Raw genomic sequence first — 17584 nt, forward strand, 5'->3', positions numbered from 1 at the left:
AAGCTAGAACGATGATTAGCACGGCACGGGCTGATTATCGTTCGTACTTAGACTCGAGCCTTGTGGCGACGCGAAGCTAGTTCCACGTTATCTTACTATTATTCATAATAAGTAATTGAGGCTGAGAGAAAACAAAAGTTTTCTCCCAGCCATGGACAAGGAACCGGGCAAAGGGAAGACTTTTATTGCGTTATTAATCCAACATATTACAATGGCCCAGATTTCAAGTTCTGCTGCTGTCTTAGCTTACTATACTTTGCTATCTATTTTTCCGGCCGTGATGGTAGTAGGAAATTTATTACCAATGATTGGAATTGATGCTAAGACGATTTTAGCCTACCTTTCAACTGCAATTCCTGAATCTGTCTATAGCTTTATCCAGCCGTTAATCTATGATTTTTTACGGCGAGGGAGTGGTGGTATCCTGACAACTGGGGCCTTGATTGCTCTTTGGTCGACCAGTCAGGGAATTGCCGCTTTTCAACGCAGCGTTAATCATGCGTATGGGATTGCGGAAAATCAGAATCCGGTGATGAACCGAATCGTCTCGTTTATTTGGATGATTGTATTATTGGTAATTATTTTTATTATTATTATTTTGTACGGTTTTGGTGAACAAGTCCTAAAGAGTATTCAGCCGATTTTTAATTTTCGGCGTGACTACATTTTATTGTTTAGCTCATTAAGATGGCCAGTAACATTTGGCGTCTTATTTATTGCTCTTGCTCTTTTGTATTACTTTGTTCCTAATGCGAAGGTTCGGTTGCGCTATGCACTTGCTGGGTCATTCTTGGCGTCTTTGTTATGGATGGGATTATCACGTTTATTCTCGTTCTATACCTTATTATTTAGTCACGGGGTAATTTCCTACAAGACAATTGGAGCTTTTATTGCCATGATGGTATGGCTTGACTTTTCTGGCTATATCATCATGCTGGGGGCGGCTCTCAATGCTGCTTTGCAAGAATGCCATGAAGGTGAATTGCACGCCAAGAAACACTTTTGGCAACTGGTAGAAAGAAAGAGTACAAACAAAAATGGAGGCTAGATGCGTACATTAAGCTTAACTTTCAAGGGTAGTCTTGGTAAAAAGCATTCATTAAAGTTGAACTATGCCAGTGGTGATCTTGATGCCGAAACCGTTCGGAAGGCAATGCAAGAAATTGCACAAACCCACCTTTTTACTAAAGAAGGCGAAGATATTTATCAGCAACCTCTTTCTGCAAAATACATTGATACTGTTTCTACCGTTATCTTTAACGACGAACAAAAGTAAATGCAAATGGTTCGTAATTTCAAGTCCGCTAAAATTCAACTCACCCTCACTAACAGTGAACATCCCAAGGGCGTTAAACATCCCTTTAACAACATTATTGAGGAAGTCACTAATGAGCAGGTAGCACAATTTAGTGCAGCAATTGAAATGCTTACTGCTGAAAAATGCCTTGATACAGATATTATCGTTACTAGTCAAGTCGCATTGAACAACTAAATGGCAAAAATTTCGAAAATTGAGGCACAAAAACGGAAGGGTCGATATAACATATACCTTGATGGTAAGTATGCTTTTCCGGTTGCAGAAAGTGTTTTGATTCAGTTCCGTTTGATGAAGGGAACCGAGCTAGATGAAAAGCAAATCGCAGCCATTGCGACTGCTGATCAGCAAGCAAAGGCATATTCTCGGATGCTTGATTACCTTTCTTACCAGATGCGGACGGAAAGCGATATCATTAAGAAGCTAAAAGAAATTGATACGCCAGAAGAGTTTGTTGAGCCAATCTTGAAAAAGCTGCGCGGTCAACAGTTAATCGATGATCATGCCTATGCAGCTTCCTATGTCCGCACGATGATTAATACAGACTTAAAGGGCCCTAGGGTAATTCGTCAATACTTACGACAAAAAGGGATTGGCGAAAACGATATTGATGATGCTTTAACGCAATTTACTCCCGAAGTTCAAGCAGAATTGGCAAAAAAGTTAGCTGGAAAGTTATTTCGCCGTTATCGAAACCAGCCAGAGCGGCGACGAGAACAAAAAGTAAAACAGGGGGTTATGACAAAAGGCTTCTCTAGTAGTGTGTATGAAATGATTAAGGATGAAGTTGTTCCACAACCTGATCTGGAGCAAGAGAACGACCTTTTAGCAAAAGAAGCAGCGAAGCAATGGCATCGGACTCGCCGTTACCAAGGCTACGAGCGTGAGCAGCATTTTAAGCAGGCAATGTATCATAAGGGTTTTGACCTTGACGATGTCCAAAGCTGGTTAGCTACGCAAGATTTCCAATAAGTGAATATTAAAATCTTAGTGGCTGTCCATAAAAATTATCGGATGCCAGATGATCCAATATATTTACCAGTTTTTGTTGGTAAAGAGATTCACCCGACTGTTAACCATACATTTCAGGGTGATAACACCGGAGATAATATTTCAAAAAAGAATCCGCACTACAATGAATTAACAGCTTTGTACTGGGGATGGAAAAATCTTGATGTGGATGCGTTAGGATTAGTCCACTACCGTCGTTACTTAACGATGGGACACTCAAAGGATCTTTCAACTCTCCTCAATCATGAACAAGTTGAAGAGTTGTTGAAAGATGCTGATGTAATCTTGCCAAAGAAGCGGCATTACTATATCGAAACAAATGAATCACATTACCTCCATGTTCATGAGCACGCACCGCTTGAAATTACGCGGCAGGTGTTAAAGGAGAAATATCCCCAGTACTTACCTGCTTTTGAAAAGGTAATGAAACAGACATCGGCTCATTATTTCAACATGATGATTATGAAGAAGCAGCCGTTGGACGAATATTGTACCTGGCTGTTTGATGTTTTAGGCGAAGTTGAGAAAAAAGTTGATTATTCTGACTACACACCATATGAGCAACGGGTGTTTGGTTTTTTGAGTGAGCTTTTACTCGATACTTGGTTGTTGACTAATCCGCAATACAAGACAGTGGAGGTTAACCGGGTATTTCTTGAAAAGCAAAACTGGCCATTAAAGATTGCGAAGTTCTTAAAACGTAAAGTCACCGGCCATGGTGAACATTAAATGCCAAAATTGTCAATAGTTGTTCCTTGTTATAATGAGGAAGAAACTATTCCACTTTTTTACCCGGCAGTTAAAAAAGTGGTTAAACAGATGCCAGTAGAAACAGAATATTGGTTTGTCAATGATGGATCGAGTGATGGCACATTAGCTGAAATGCGAAAGTTGCATAAACAAGATCCAGAGCGGGTTCACTATGTTTCTTTTTCCCGTAATTTTGGAAAGGAAGCAGGACTGTACGCTGGGTTACAGGCAGCCACTGGGGATTACGTAGTTGTAATGGATGCCGACTTACAGGATCCGCCAGAATATTTGCCTGAGATGTATCAGGATATTTCAACTGGCGAGTATGACTGTGTGGGAATGCGGCGGACTGATCGAAAAGGAGAGGCGAAGTTTAAGTCTTTCCTTTCAGATCAGTTCTATAATGTCATTAACAAGATTTCTGATACGAAGATTGTCTCAGGGGCCCGTGATTATCGGATGATGACTCGGCAGATGGTTAATGCAGTATTGTCATTGACGGAGTATAATCGTTTTTCGAAAGGAATTTTTAACTGGGTTGGTTTTAAGACTAAGTACCTTCCTTATAAAAATGTTGAGCGAGTTGCTGGAACGACTGATTGGTCGACTTGGAAACTGTTTAAGTATGCGATTGATGGAATTACTGATTTTTCTGAAGCACCATTAGCGATTGCTACGTGGATTGGCGGATTTACGGCTTTTGTTTCAGTTATCGGAATGGTTGTTGTTTTAATTAGGAAGATTGTAGAACCATCCAGTAGTGCCTTTGGCTGGGCATCGATGGTTTGTATTATTTTATTCTTAGGCGGCATTCAGTTATTATGTTTAGGAATAATTGGTCGGTATATTGGTCGTATTTACATGCAAACAAAGAAGCGACCGATCTATATTATTAAAGAGAAAAAGTAGATGAATGAGAAGGTAAAAATTAAACAACAATCAAAGGGATACCTTTTCTGGAAAAGGTTCTTTGATATTACGCTGTCGTCATTAGCAATGATTGGTTTTAGTCCAGTCTTTCTGACTATTTTTATAATGAATCGGTTTGGTGATAACAAAGGTCCATTATTTTATAAGCAGGAACGAATTGGTTGGCATGGCAAACCATTTAAGATTTATAAGTTTCGGTCAATGATTGTGAATGCGGATAAGATTTTAGAAAATGATCCAGAAATGTATGATAAATATGTTGCCAATAACTATAAACTGGAGCCAGAAGAAGACCCACGGATTACCCGTTTAGGTCGGTGGTTACGAAAAACATCAATTGATGAAATTCCACAGTTTATCAATATCTTGCGTGGCGATATGAGCATTATTGGCCCCCGACCTATTGTAAAAAAAGAACTTGAAGAATATGGTGATCGGGTTGATAAGTTTTTATCAGTAAAACCAGGTGCAATGGGATTGTGGCAATCGAGTGGTCGGAGCAACATTCCATATCCAGAACGCTGTGATGTCGAGTTAGAGTATGTTGATAAGGCTTCACTTGCTTTTGATACAAAGATAATGTTTAAGAACATTATTAGTATTTTTAAGCGTGATGGCGCGTATTAGGTGAATAATTTAAAAATAAATAAATTCTATATAAATGGCCAATTAATTTATGAAGTTGCATTTGTATTTTATTTCACTGATTTTTTCTTACAATTTACAACTTTTATGGATTTTTTCGCTAAAAATACGTTTCATATGTTTTCGTATATTGCATTGGGGATGATAATTTTTAAATTATTTTTTATTGATCAACAAACAATAAAAAATTTCCTTATAGATATATTTGTTTTAGGCTTTTTAGTACTTACATGGCGAACTTCCTCAGATTTTATGCTATTTTCAATGGGAATTTTTATTCTTGGTGCTAGAGGAGTAAACTTTGATAGAATTATTTATTTGTACTTTTATGTAGGAATAATTATATTAACACTTGCTGTATTCAGCTCATTAACCGGTGTAATTCAGAATTTGGTTTATCGCAGAGGACAAACCACTGGAACAATTAGACAATCATTTGGTGTTGTTTACCCAACAGACTTTGCTGCACATGTTTTATATTTTGTTTTAGCATACTGTTATTTATTCTTTGAGAAAATATCAATAAAAAGCTATTTTGTATTTTGTTTACTTGCATATCTACTTATTTACTTTTGTGATGCTCGTTTAAGTGCCGTATCACTCCTATTATTAATTCCTGTTATGATAATAGGTAAAGCGGCACAACGAGGAAAGAAGTTTGCAAAAAAGATAGCTAATTACTACTGGTCAGTTCCAATATTATCAGCATATATAATTTTTTTAATAACCTACTTCTACAATAAATCTAATTTAATTCTAGAAAAGATAAATAGCTTATTATCCGGTAGGTTAGCTCTTGGAAAAAAGGGATTTGAGCAGTATGGTTTTTCCATCTTTGGGCAACATATGGTTGAACATAGTTGGGGAGGAACAACTGGGATGAGAATGTTTATGACAAATCAAAGTAAATATTTTTTTATTGACTCATCATATATTCGGATTATGATTTTATATGGAATAATTGCACTTTTAATTGTTTTAGGAATAATGACGTTTATCTCGTTTCGGTCAATTAGCAATGAGAAATATGCTCTTGCGACAGTTTTAGTAGTTATATCCATTAGCGCAGTTGTAGAACAAAGGCTTCTTGATGTTAGTTATGATCCGTTTTTGATCGCGCTATTAGCAGAGGTTTATGCAAAAGACAAGTCTAAGAACATTATTGGAGGAAAATCGTGAGTGAAATCTGAAACTTTATATAGAAATTTTTGGAAGAGTTTACTTATAATTATAGTTTTGGCGATCCTTGGAGGAGGAATAATGGGGATTCGTGCAAAAAGACATCAATCAACAACGTATACTGCTAAAACTAATATTGTCATTTCCCATGACTTAAAGATTAATGATAATAAGAGTCAGGACAATATCGTCAATGCAGATTTAAGTATGATGCCAACATATGAAGAAATTGCAAAGAATATGACTGTTTCTAAAGAAGCTCGGCAGTATCTTTCTTCAAAAATGAAAAAAGATTATTCACAAAATGATATAAATAGTGCGATTGATGCTAAAACTCAACCACAATCATTAGTACTTACATTAGAAGCAACTACAAAATCCAAAGAAGATTCTGTAACAATCGCAAATGCATCTGCTAAAGCCTTTGTCAAAGAATTGCCTAAGGTACAGCCAGGTGTAGAAAATGTAAGAATTGTTGATAAAGCAACGAAAAGTGATACTTCAAGTAAGACATCTCCTTCAATAAAAAAGCATGTAGCTGTCGGAGTTGCCTTGGGGGGCTTAGTTGGTTTAATTATTTCCTTTGTTTTTATTACGTCTAAAGAATTTAATTTAAAATGAGTGCCTAATGAAAAAAAGAGAGTAATTATTTCTGTTAATGAAATTGATAAAAATAATGCTGGTCCTAAAGCTAAAACAGATATTGATAAGATTTTAAAAAAAGAGGGATTTCAAGTAATTAATTTAAGATTTAACTGGCATTCAAAATTATTAAAATTTAAATATATCAATTGGAATATTCCTAGATTAATGAAAAATTTACAAGCAGATGAAATTTTCTTTCAATTTCCAACCTATTCACGAGCCTTAATGAATGCGTTTATTAGAGATATTCGTGCTTATACAAAGGCAAAATTAATTTTGATTATTCATGATTTAGAATCTCTAAGATCTTATAAGGATGATCCAACGTATAAACCGGAGGAAATTAATTGGTTAAAACAAGTTGATGGCCTGATAGTTCATAATAATACAATGGCAAAGTGGATTAAAGATAATGGAATTACAACTCCGATGGTTATATTAGGATTATTTGATTATTTAAATCCTCAATCTGTTAACAATAATTATCAATATACAAAGACACTTTGTTTTGCTGGAAATTTAAAAAAGGCTCAATTTTTGTCTAAAGTTCCAGCAAAGATTTCATTGGATGTTTATGGACCAAATTTTAGTGGAGTGACGGATAACGATGTTAAATATAAGGGAGTTTATTCTCCTGAAGAATTGCCTGCCCATTTAACAGAAAACTTTGGTTTGATTTGGGATGGCTCTAGTGCTGAAGAGTGCAATGGAATGTATGGTGAATATTTACAGTATAATTGTCCACATAAGGCATCACTTTATTTAAGTACGGGTATTCCAATTATTGTTTGGAATAAAGCTGCGATAGCAAGCATTATTTCTAAAAATAAGCTAGGATATACTATTAGTAGCCTTTATGAATTACCAGGGTTATTAAGTAGTATAACCCAGAGTGATTTTAGTTTAGTCAAGAAAAATGCGTTATCTTTTTCAAATGACTTAAGAAATGGTAATCATATAAAAAAAGCTATTGCAAACATCGAAGCAATTATTTGGTAAATGAAAAAAGGGATCATAATTGTACCATTTATGACTGGATTTGGTGGAACAGAAACGGTTATAAAAAATTTGTTTAAGGCACGTTTAATGTCAGAACAAGCTTTTGAGTTAAAAGTATACTCTATTGGTGGAAGCTTTGATTATAGCTGGGCAGAAAACGTAAAAATAGATATTAAGTGGATTAGTAAGCGAAGATTTTTACGTGATTTATATGCGTTAACGATTATGCCGCTTAATATCTTTAACTATTTGAGAAAAGAAAATCCTGATTTTGTTATATCAACTAATCCAGTGATTTGGTATTTAGCCAAAAAGAGTTTAAAGCTATTAAAAAGGAAGACACCTGTGATTGCCTGGTATCACTATTCGATTGATCAAAAGCCTATTAAGCATATATTTTTAAACTCTGCAGATTACTATTTAGCTATTAGTTCTGGGATAAAAGAACAGCTTAAAAAACGTGGAATTAGTTCAAATAGGATTTTCTTAATTTTTAATCCGATAACAACTAATTTACGTTTGATTAACAGGCCACAAAGCACTCCACATTTTCTTTATATTGGTAGAGTAATGCTAGATGGCCAAAAAAATTTACGAGAATTATTAAATGCATTATCTGGTGTAAAAGGGGAGCTAAAACTAGATATATATGGGAATACTTCTCAAGCGACGCCAGTAAAAGAGTATGCAAGAAAATTGGGAGTAGATAAAAATATAATATGGCATGGCTTTGTTAAAAAGCCATGGTCTGTAATAAATAGAGCAACTGCACTAATATTAACTTCTAAATATGAAGGATTACCAATGGTTCTTTGCGAAGCTATCTCTCACGGAGTTTATTGCATTAGTGCTGATATTAGTACAGGCCCTGAAGATATAATTAATAATTATAATGGAGAACTTTATCCATCAGGGAATAGTAAAAAATTAACAAAAATAATACAAAAAATTATTGATAATAAAAAAATGCCTACACCATTAATGATTCAAAAAACTTCAAAAAAATTTATGCCTGAGGTGTATTTATTAAATTTTAATAAAGCAGTAGAAAAAATTATGAAAGTTGGGTCGTAGATGAATAATTATGACTATCTAGTAGTAGGTGCTGGACTTTTTGGTGCTACTTTTGCCTACGAAGCTGCTAAGCGAGGTAAGCGCGTTAAGGTAATTGAAAAGCGCGATCACATCGCTGGTAATATCTATACAAAGGAAGTAGACGGAATTCAAGTCCACCAATATGGTGCCCATATTTTCCATACATCTAATAAAGAAGTTTGGGAATACGTTAATCAATTTGCGGAATTTAACCGCTATACGAATAGTCCTGTGGCTAACTACAAGGGGCATATGTATAACCTGCCATTTAATATGAATACGTTCAGTGAAATGTGGGGAGTTCGTACGCCAGAAGAAGCAATGGCTAAGATTAATGAGCAACGACAAGCAATGGCTGGCAAGGAACCAAAGAACCTTGAAGAACAAGCTATTTCACTTATTGGTCGTGATATCTATGAAAAGTTGATCAAAGGCTATACCGAAAAGCAATGGGGACAAAAGGCTACCGAGTTGCCAGCTTTTATCATTCGACGCCTGCCAGTCCGTTTGGTCTATGATAACAACTACTTTAATGATACCTACCAAGGGATTCCAATTGGAGGTTACACTCAGATCGTTGAGAAGATGCTTGATAGTGACTTAATTGATGTTGAGACTGGTGTTGACTTCTTTGATCAAAAGGCTAAGTACCTTGAAGATTATCCGAAAATAGTATTTACTGGGATGATTGACCAGTTCTTTGATTATCAATTGGGTGAGTTACAGTACCGAAGTTTACGTTTTGAGACTGAAGAAAAGAATGTTGATAACTATCAAGGTAACGCGGTAATTAACTATACCGATGCCGAAACACCATACACACGGATTATTGAACATAAACACTTTGAGTTCGGCAAGGGTGATAAGGATAAAACGATCATCACTCGTGAATACCCTGCTGACTGGCACCGTGGTGATGAACCATACTATCCGATTAACAATCAACGGAATAACGATCTTTACAAGCAATATACCAAGTTAGCTGATGAAAAGGCTGATAATGTTATTTTTGGTGGTCGGTTAGGCCAATACCGTTATTACAACATGGATCAGGTGTTGCATGCAGCATTGACGGCTGTTAATAAAGAATTTGAATAAATGAAGGTCATTAAAAACTATTTATATAATGCGGGATACCAAATATTATTAATGTTGGCACCAGTGATTACCACTCCATATGTATCACGGGTATTAGGCGCAAATAATAACGGAATTAACACTTATACGAATGGATGGGTAACTTTTTTCTATCTTGCCGGACAACTTGGAATTTCATTGTATGGTAACCGAGAAATAGCCTATCAACGAGGAGATAAATATAATCGGTCAAAAACTTTTTGGGGGATAATGTCTCTTCAGATTTTTACCAGTTCAATTGCACTAATAATATACTTATTGGCGGTTTTATTATTCAGTAGCGCATTTAAGGTTTATTTTCTCTTACAAGCTTTATGGATTGTTGCTTACGGGATTGATGTTTCGTGGTATTTTATGGGAATGGAAGATTTCAAGAAAACTGTTTCCAGAAATACAATTGTTAAATTAATTACGATTGCCTTGATTTTTATTATGGTTCGTAATCAAGGCGATTTAGCGAAATATATCTTCCTATTAGGATTTGCTCAATTAGCGGGTAGTCTTACATTATGGCCATACTTACGACAAAATATTCAATGGGTAAAAATTAAAGAATGGCATCCGTTAAAACATTTTTATCCAGCTTTGTTATTATTCATTCCAACAATCACTACTCAAATATACTTAGTGGTTAATCGGATTATGCTAGGGCGCATGGCACCGCAAGCAGCGGTTTCGCAATTTAATTTTGGAGATAATATTGTGAAATTGGTCTTAGCAATAGTTACTGCAACGGGAACTGTAATGCTCCCTCACATCGCAAATAAGTTTGCTTCTGGGGATGTTAAAGGGGTTAGAGATAGTTTATATAAATCATTTGACTTTGTAACTGCTGTTTCAGTTCCGATGATGTTTGGTTTAATGGCGATTGCCTATAAATTTGCACCTTGGTTTTTAGGACATGAGTACGAGCCGACTGGGGGTGTAATCTTTTTAGAAGCACCTGCTATTTTGATGATTGCGTGGAGTAATGTTACGGGAACCCAATATTTAATGCCAATTCATCGTGAACACGAATTTACTATTTCAGTAACTGTTGGAGCGGTAGTCAATATTATTACAAACCTCTTTTTAATTTCAAGATACGGTGCAAATGGTGCGGCAGTAGCTACTGTAATTTCTGAATTTTCAGTAACAGCCGTTCAGCTATGGTATATTCAAGGAACAATACGACGTAGACGGTTATTTGCGCCTATATGGCGATATATTTTAAGTGGATTTTTTATGTATTTAGTTGTATCAAGAATTGATAATATTATGAATATGACAATAGCTAACTTAATATTACAGGTTGCTTTGGGTGCCTTGATTTATATCATTTGTATAATTGTTTTACGTGCACCAATAGTAAATCAAGTTAAGAAAATATTAAAAGAGAGAAGAACAGATGGAAGAGAAAATTAAATGGAAGAGAAAATTAACATTATTATTCCGGCATTTAATGCAATAAATACGATTGATCGTTGCCTTTATAGCTTACTTAATCAAACCACTGAAGAAAAATATCGAATAATCGTATTAAACGATGGTTCAACAGACGGTACGTTAAATAAGTTGTTAGAATATAAAGATGATAACAGAGTAGAGGTAGTTAATAAATCTAATACTGGTGCTTCAGATACGCGCAATCGAGGTCTTGAATTGGCAAATTCGGAATATGTGACTTTTATAGATGCGGATGACTATGTCGAAAAGGACTACTTGGAATTATTGTTGGATCAATATAAGAAACAACAGTGTGATTTATCAATTGTTGGATACTGCAAAGAAGAAAAAAATGGGATAGTTCGTTTTAAAGGATTAGGTACAAAGCAAAACTTAAGTCGTGAAGAAGCATTACATGATATTTTTATTAGTACCGGCTATGAAGGATACTTATGGAATAAACTTTTTAAATTATCCATTATAAGAGAGAATAAAATTAGCTTTGATAATGGGATTAAGATTGCTGAAGATTTACTATTCTGTTGTAAATATTTATCTCATTGTAGCCGTATTAGCTTAAATCCTGAAGTGAAATATCATTATATAGTTAATTCTGATAGCCAAATTAATTCTAATAAGTACGGTAGTGATTTTAAAAAAGAATCCTTAGATGTTTTAAAAACTTATAGTTTAATAAAACTTATTGTTGAGCCAATGAATTATCCTAAAGTAGTGAGTGCCATTAATGCATCAATTCTATGGAGTTCAACCTCTATTCTCAGAAATATTTATTTAGCTCCTAATAAAAAAGAAATTTCTCCCAAATTGATGGATGAGTTGAGAAACAATCAAAAAAAGTATCGTTATGACTTTTTAAAGAATGATATTTTACCTAGCCGAGATAAAATAATTTATTGGCTTAACTATTACTTTCCTTCATTTTTCGCTTTCTTCTGGAGGAAACTAAATTTAAAAGGAAATGGATTTTAAATGAAAACCAATACAAAAAACAAACGAATTGCATGGATTGATATTGCAAGAGGAATTGCTATTATTGCAGTTGTTGCAGGACATTCGTTAGGCAACTATTGGCCTGGATATTTGGGTAATTTCCTTTTTGCCTTTCATATGCCAATTTTTTTTATCCTAAGTGGATATTTATATCATGAGCAAAATCAGAAAACACTAGAAAAAAAGAATTTTTTTAACCTATTAATGCCTTACATTGCAACAGTTGCGATTGGATTTATCTTATTGTTCCTTTACAGAATGGTTCCTAACAGTATAATTGCGCCTAGTAGGGGTTCATCATTTAGAGACTTTTTCTTCTCTGCTATTTATGGAGCAGGTGGAGATGTCTTTATTCCAGATACATCTATAAAAATAAAAGCTATAGGTGCTATTTGGTTTTTAATGGCAATGTTCATTGCTAATCAAATTTTTAATTTGATTATGAAACTCAAAATAAAAGTACGATACAAAGTTATGGTAATAATATTATTAACTTTGGTAGGTGTTCAAACAGCTAAATATTTCTTTTTGCCGTTTTCAGTACAACCTGCGTTAATAGCTCAGTGCTTTCTCATGTCAGGTTATTTGATAAAAAAGTATAATATTCTATCCAAGGTGAATTGGTTAGTAATAGTTATGCTGCTATTATTGTGGATTTGGGATGCATTTTTTAACCTATTTGATTTTGAAGGGGTCAATGCAACGAATATTTATATTGCGCTTCCAGTTGGAATAACGTCAAGTATAGTAGTTATGAAGTTTAGTATGTATATAGAAAACTTAACTGCTAGTGTAATAGAGGTGTTTGAAAGGATCTTTTTATTTTTTGGAGAACAGTCTCTTATTTTATTATGTTTCCACTTAATTGATCTTGATTATGTACAATTATGGCCTAAGGTTATTCAAATGGTAAATAATCATTTCGGCTATTTACCAGCCATTGCTTTTGGTGTTGTATACCGAATATTATTTGTGTCGATTATTGCGTTAATGATGCCGTACATACCTTTTTTAAGATCATTTTATATGCATCGGCAACACCCTTTTAGTGAATTAAAGACTTTCTTAGTTAAAAAAGAAAGGAAGAAAAATGATAGAAGAAAATAGATGATAGAAGAAAATAGAAAAAGTCTGTATAAATTGTTAGCTTTTATTCTTTCTTTTGAAGCAGTTGTGTTTTTTCAATACTTAATTAAAGATCCTAATCAAGGTTTATCATATACAAATAGTTGGAGTTCCGTTTTACTATTTGTTGTAATTTACAAATTGTATAGTTCAACTGATTTTTTAAAAAATTCAAGAAGATCAATATTCGTTCTTTTATGTTTGGCAACTATTTATTCAATATTACTAGTTATTGGAGTAAATTTATATCGGTATAATAATGTGAATTTCATGTCGTTAAAGACATGGATAAAGGTGATAGGGAATTTACCTCTTTTGTTTGTAATAGTTAATTATATATATCTTTCTCTTCCGCAGCTCAATTCTATTTTCTCTACTAATAATGCCCTTCAAAGATTCTTCAATTGCAGGGAAACGTGGAAGTTGCTTTGGTTCGGTATGATAATATTTTGGCTAATAGAACTATTTGCTACCTATCCAGGTAATTACGCCTATGATGCGGGATACCAATTACAAAGTTATCTAAATACTAGGGAAATTTATCTTCATCATCCACTTGCACATACGGAACTACTAATTTTCTTTGTATTAAAAATTGGTAGAAATATTTTAGGTGGCGAGACACAAGGACTGTTTATTTATACGTTTTTACAAATCTTATGGCTCTCGTTTGCTTATTCTCGAGTATTAGAATATCTACGAAAAATAAATTTAAACTATGCTATTCGTATATGTTTTTTTGTAATTTTTTGCCTTTCACCATATATAGGCATAATGTCGATTTCTGTAACAAAAAATGTACCTTATACAGCTAGTTTTATTATTCTAGTCCTGTGGTATTTAGAAAGAAAAAATTGGTTATTAAAGTTCGGAAAGTTAAAGTATTGGACCATTTTTGTTTTATTTGCTCTCATTAATTTAATATTTGAAAATCAAGGCGTATATGTTATTACGCTTTCTCTTGTTTTCGCATTTCTTTTCCAAAAAAGTATTCGAAAAGAGCTGCTATTAAGTTGTATTGCAATTCTTTTTGGAACAGTTATCTATAATGGCCCCGTGACAAGAAGTCTAAATGGGCATATAGATAAAGAGGATAGGGTACGTGAATCTTTGAGCATTCCAATTATGCAGCTTTCAAGTGTTGCGTCACAAAAAAATTTGGATATTACTTCAGATGAGGTAAATCAAGTTAGAATTTATATTCCAAATTATAAAATGTATGAATCTCAAAATTGTCAGTCTTTATCTGATCCACTTAAGTCTAGTTTTAATTCCGACCAGTATATAAAAAACAAACAGAATTTTTGGAAATTATGGTTCAAATTAGCAAAACAAAATCCTAATGAATATTTGAATGCTTTTGCTAAGATGACTATTGGTTATTGGTACCCAGATACCTCTTATCCGGATCGAAGAAGCTATTACAAGTATTTCTTAGAATATTCATCGTACGTTAAGCAAGAACACAAAAATGAAAAAGCATGGCATCATGAAAGAGTAGCAACACCTAAAGCCTTAAAACCGTTATATAAATTCTATACTAATTTTGTTAATAGTTATCCAAACCAGCGTATTCCTGTAATATCGATGATTGATAGCATTGGTTTTAATGTTTTTATCTTATTATTCTTTACAGCGTGGATGATTATTTTTAAGGAAAGAAAATATATTTTCCTAATAGTTTTAACTTTAAGCCTACTAGGAACATTTTTACTAGGCCCTGTTGTTTTATATAGATATGCTTTCCCGATTGTTTCAGTTGTTCCATTATGTGTTGGAATTATGATATCAGAGAGTCAAAAAATGATGGAGGGAAGAGCATGAATGAAGCTAATTCGATTAAGTAATCTAATAATTAATTTCTTTCTAGTAATTTTAGTTGTAGTATCTATAATAGGTGCCATTGTGGTTTTACCGACTATTATTGGAAGATCCTCTAAACTAATAGTGTTGATCAGTATCGTTTTGATAATGCTGATAGCTTTTATAGGTACATATTGGGGAAAGAGCGTTTATTTGGCAAAGAAAATAAGAAAATTTATAGTATTGAATAAACGCGTTTTTCTAGTTCTATTTTTTCTAGTTACGATTCTTTGGCAATTTATGATTGTGATGTCGCTAGCTGGAAGTACTACATGGGATCCTTCTATAATAGTGAGAGCAGCTGCTGGTCATAGTTATTGGGTAAAAGACTATTTTTCTTTTTATCCAAATACGTTATTATTGCTGTTTTTTGAGCATTTTGTTTATATAGTTGCAGGGCACCCTAGATTAATAACACTAACTAAGATTCTTAATATTATAAACTTGCTGTTATTGGATACGTCATTACTTATTTTATTCTCTTCGCTAAAAAAAACATTTGGCAAAAAAATATCTGTAGTCTCAGCTTTTTTCTTTTGGACTTTAATAGTTATTTCTCCACTAATAGCAATACCATATAGTGATATTTGGGCCTTATTTTTTAGTACTATTACCCTAGCAATGGGTTATCGTGTTATAAGAACATCTAATTTTGGTAAAAAAGGTTATCTATGCCTTGGGCTTGGGACATTATTAGCTATTTCCTATTTAGTAAAACCGAGTTTGATGGTATATATGGTTGCTTGGATATTAATGGGATTTGTTGAGATGACGAATAGAAAAATCAGCAAAAAGCATTTTTTTATTTTAATTATTTTCGTAATTTTACCGTTAATTATAATTCCTGTGTTCAACAGTGCAGCTTCTCATACCAGTCTTGTAAAAGTTGAAAAGGAAAGAGCCATGACTCTTACACACTATATGGCAATGGGACTAGCACAAGGTGGAGGATATAATGAACAGGATGTTTTGCTTAATGAAAAAATTAAAGATCAAAGTAAAAGAAATCAAATGAACATTAACCTTATAAAAGAAAGATTGCACGAGAAACAAGTGCTCGGCTATACTAAGTTTTTATTCAATAAACAAATTTCTAATACGTCTGATGCTACTTTTGGTTGGCGAAATGATGGTGGCGAAGTTGGCTTTTTGATACCATATTCGAATTCTAAGAATCCTTTGATAGCAAAAATTCAAAAAACATACGTTTCGGATACTTCAGGAAAGGATTGGTCTGGGAATAGTTTAATTGTACAAAGTCTATGGATAGTTGTACTATTGTGTATTTTAGCTACTTTACCGAATTCGCAAATAGAAGTACAGTTATTAAAGTATGTAGTAAGTGGCGGAATGATATTTTTGCTTTTATTTGAAGGCGGAAGAAGTAGATACCTAATTCAATTTCTCCCATTCATTACTACTTTAGCAGGAATTGGATTTGTGAATATAGTTGAGATATTTAAAAATAATATTTACTATATAAGAAATGTAAGGAAGGATGAATGTTAAGTGGATAGAATTGCTATATTAATTCCCTGTTTCAACGAATCAAAAACAATAAAAAAAGTTGTTGAAGATTGCCTGAAAAGTGTTTCGTCAATTCCTAATTCTAAAGTTTACGTATATGATAATAATTCTACAGACAATACGGCAGAACTTGCAAAAAAAGCTGGGGCAATTGTTCGTTATGAACATAAACAAGGTAAAGGAAACGTTATTAGGAGAATGTTTCGCGAAGTTAATGCTGAATGCTATATTATGATTGATGGTGATGATACATATCCAGCTGAAGAAATACCTAAAATGGCTAATTACATTTTAAAAGATAAATATGATATGGTAATTGGTGATCGCCTTAGTTCTAGCTATTTTACTGAAAATAAGCGAGCTTTTCATGGGATCGGTAATAAACTAGTACGATGGAGTATTAATTTTTTCTTTAAAAATGATATCAAGGATATTATGACTGGATATCGGGCTTTTAGTTTGGAGTTTGTCAAGACTTATCCAGTGTTATCACGTGGATTTGAAATTGAAACAGAAATGAGTATTTTTGCTATAGTGAATAATATGGCAATTAAAAACTATGTAATTGATTATCGTGATCGGCCTATGGGAAGCGTCTCAAAGCTAAATACTTTTTCCGATGGATTTAGGGTTCTTAGGTTAATATTTACTTTATACCGGAATCATAAGCCCTTTAATTTCTACGGTATACTATCGTTAATACTGATGATCATATCGATAGCAGTATTTATTCCACGTGTATGGATTCCATATAGGATGACTGGAGTTGTTGCAAACATGCCGACACTTATTATATGTGGCTTTTGCGCAATAGCAGCTATAATCTCTTTTTACAGTGGATTAACACTAGATGCTATTCAACGGCAGGAGAGAAGGGAATTTGAATTTAGATTGCAAGAAGTACGTAAGTTTTTTTAATTGTAGTTA

The 17584-nt window shown here is 33.7% G+C and carries 18 protein-coding genes; all 18 read left to right on the forward strand.

Annotation, left to right across the window (positions count from 1 at the left end; genetic code table 11):
- The first annotated feature begins 151 nt into the window (after nt 1–151).
- Genes HHK02_RS06450 through HHK02_RS06535 form a run of 18 tightly spaced genes read left to right on the forward strand, consistent with a single transcriptional unit; the run spans nt 152 to nt 17575 of the window.
- The gene (locus tag HHK02_RS06450; RefSeq protein ID WP_181462171.1) at nt 152–1048 is read left to right on the forward strand and encodes a YihY/virulence factor BrkB family protein; all 897 of its coding nucleotides are present in this window, start codon (nt 152–154) and stop codon (nt 1046–1048) included.
- A complete protein-coding gene (locus HHK02_RS06455; protein WP_003670642.1) occupies nt 1049–1276 on the forward strand; it encodes a DUF2922 domain-containing protein in 228 nt (75 codons plus the stop codon).
- Nucleotides 1277–1492: a DUF1659 domain-containing protein gene (locus tag HHK02_RS06460; protein WP_003664412.1), complete on the forward strand. Its 216-nt coding sequence runs from the start codon at nt 1277–1279 to the stop codon at nt 1490–1492.
- Entirely contained in the window at nt 1493–2287 is a 795-nt protein-coding gene (recX, locus tag HHK02_RS06465) for a recombination regulator RecX (RefSeq protein WP_181462172.1), read from the forward strand.
- Entirely contained in the window at nt 2288–3055 is a 768-nt protein-coding gene (locus tag HHK02_RS06470; RefSeq protein WP_078009368.1) for a DUF4422 domain-containing protein, read from the forward strand.
- Complete coding sequence (locus HHK02_RS06475) at nt 3056–3985, forward strand: glycosyltransferase family 2 protein (protein ID WP_181462173.1); 930 nt, start codon at nt 3056–3058, stop codon at nt 3983–3985.
- Complete coding sequence (locus HHK02_RS06480) at nt 3986–4633, forward strand: sugar transferase (RefSeq protein ID WP_181462174.1); 648 nt, start codon at nt 3986–3988, stop codon at nt 4631–4633.
- A complete protein-coding gene (locus HHK02_RS06485; protein WP_085650242.1) occupies nt 4634–5830 on the forward strand; it encodes a hypothetical protein in 1197 nt (398 codons plus the stop codon).
- The gene (locus HHK02_RS06490) at nt 5831–6451 is read left to right on the forward strand and encodes a YveK family protein (RefSeq protein WP_181462175.1); all 621 of its coding nucleotides are present in this window, start codon (nt 5831–5833) and stop codon (nt 6449–6451) included.
- Nucleotides 6452–7474, forward strand: coding sequence for a sugar transferase (locus HHK02_RS06495; protein WP_181462176.1), 1023 nt, complete (start codon nt 6452–6454; stop codon nt 7472–7474).
- A complete protein-coding gene (locus HHK02_RS06500) occupies nt 7475–8548 on the forward strand; it encodes a glycosyltransferase (RefSeq protein ID WP_181462177.1) in 1074 nt (357 codons plus the stop codon). It begins immediately after the preceding gene.
- Complete coding sequence (gene glf / locus HHK02_RS06505; RefSeq protein WP_085650436.1) at nt 8549–9667, forward strand: UDP-galactopyranose mutase; 1119 nt, start codon at nt 8549–8551, stop codon at nt 9665–9667.
- Nucleotides 9668–11110 carry a flippase gene (locus HHK02_RS06510; protein ID WP_181462178.1) on the forward strand — a complete coding sequence of 481 codons (1443 nt, stop codon included), beginning with the start codon at nt 9668–9670 and terminating at the stop codon, nt 11108–11110.
- Nucleotides 11111–12121 carry a glycosyltransferase family 2 protein gene (locus tag HHK02_RS06515; RefSeq protein ID WP_085650434.1) on the forward strand — a complete coding sequence of 337 codons (1011 nt, stop codon included), beginning with the start codon at nt 11111–11113 and terminating at the stop codon, nt 12119–12121. It begins immediately after the preceding gene.
- The gene (locus HHK02_RS06520; RefSeq protein WP_085650433.1) at nt 12122–13249 is read left to right on the forward strand and encodes an acyltransferase family protein; all 1128 of its coding nucleotides are present in this window, start codon (nt 12122–12124) and stop codon (nt 13247–13249) included.
- Nucleotides 13250–15091: a DUF6020 family protein gene (locus HHK02_RS06525; RefSeq protein WP_181462179.1), complete on the forward strand. Its 1842-nt coding sequence runs from the start codon at nt 13250–13252 to the stop codon at nt 15089–15091.
- Nucleotides 15092–16639 carry a glycosyltransferase family protein gene (locus HHK02_RS06530; RefSeq protein WP_181462180.1) on the forward strand — a complete coding sequence of 516 codons (1548 nt, stop codon included), beginning with the start codon at nt 15092–15094 and terminating at the stop codon, nt 16637–16639.
- The gene (locus tag HHK02_RS06535; RefSeq protein ID WP_085650430.1) at nt 16640–17575 is read left to right on the forward strand and encodes a glycosyltransferase family 2 protein; all 936 of its coding nucleotides are present in this window, start codon (nt 16640–16642) and stop codon (nt 17573–17575) included.
- The last annotated feature ends 9 nt before the right edge of the window (nt 17576–17584 follow it).

Source organism: Limosilactobacillus reuteri, assembly GCF_013694365.1.
GTDB classification, from domain to species: domain Bacteria; phylum Bacillota; class Bacilli; order Lactobacillales; family Lactobacillaceae; genus Limosilactobacillus; species Limosilactobacillus reuteri_E.

What these genes read in the sequence shown, in the direction of transcription:
- HHK02_RS06475 (WP_181462173.1), top strand. Translation starts at nt 3,056, where the DNA reads ATGCCAAAATTGTCAATAGTTGTTCCTTGTTATAATGAGGAAGAAACT.
- glf (WP_085650436.1), top strand. Translation starts at nt 8,549, where the DNA reads ATGAATAATTATGACTATCTAGTAGTAGGTGCTGGACTTTTTGGTGCT.
- recX (WP_181462172.1), top strand. Translation starts at nt 1,493, where the DNA reads ATGGCAAAAATTTCGAAAATTGAGGCACAAAAACGGAAGGGTCGATAT.
- HHK02_RS06455 (WP_003670642.1), top strand. Translation starts at nt 1,049, where the DNA reads ATGCGTACATTAAGCTTAACTTTCAAGGGTAGTCTTGGTAAAAAGCAT.
- HHK02_RS06520 (WP_085650433.1), top strand. Translation starts at nt 12,122, where the DNA reads ATGAAAACCAATACAAAAAACAAACGAATTGCATGGATTGATATTGCA.
- HHK02_RS06460 (WP_003664412.1), top strand. Translation starts at nt 1,277, where the DNA reads ATGCAAATGGTTCGTAATTTCAAGTCCGCTAAAATTCAACTCACCCTC.
- HHK02_RS06510 (WP_181462178.1), top strand. Translation starts at nt 9,668, where the DNA reads ATGAAGGTCATTAAAAACTATTTATATAATGCGGGATACCAAATATTA.
- HHK02_RS06500 (WP_181462177.1), top strand. Translation starts at nt 7,475, where the DNA reads ATGAAAAAAGGGATCATAATTGTACCATTTATGACTGGATTTGGTGGA.
- HHK02_RS06480 (WP_181462174.1), top strand. Translation starts at nt 3,986, where the DNA reads ATGAATGAGAAGGTAAAAATTAAACAACAATCAAAGGGATACCTTTTC.
- HHK02_RS06525 (WP_181462179.1), top strand. Translation starts at nt 13,250, where the DNA reads ATGATAGAAGAAAATAGAAAAAGTCTGTATAAATTGTTAGCTTTTATT.
- HHK02_RS06450 (WP_181462171.1), top strand. Translation starts at nt 152, where the DNA reads ATGGACAAGGAACCGGGCAAAGGGAAGACTTTTATTGCGTTATTAATC.
- HHK02_RS06530 (WP_181462180.1), top strand. Translation starts at nt 15,092, where the DNA reads ATGAAGCTAATTCGATTAAGTAATCTAATAATTAATTTCTTTCTAGTA.
- HHK02_RS06515 (WP_085650434.1), top strand. Translation starts at nt 11,111, where the DNA reads ATGGAAGAGAAAATTAACATTATTATTCCGGCATTTAATGCAATAAAT.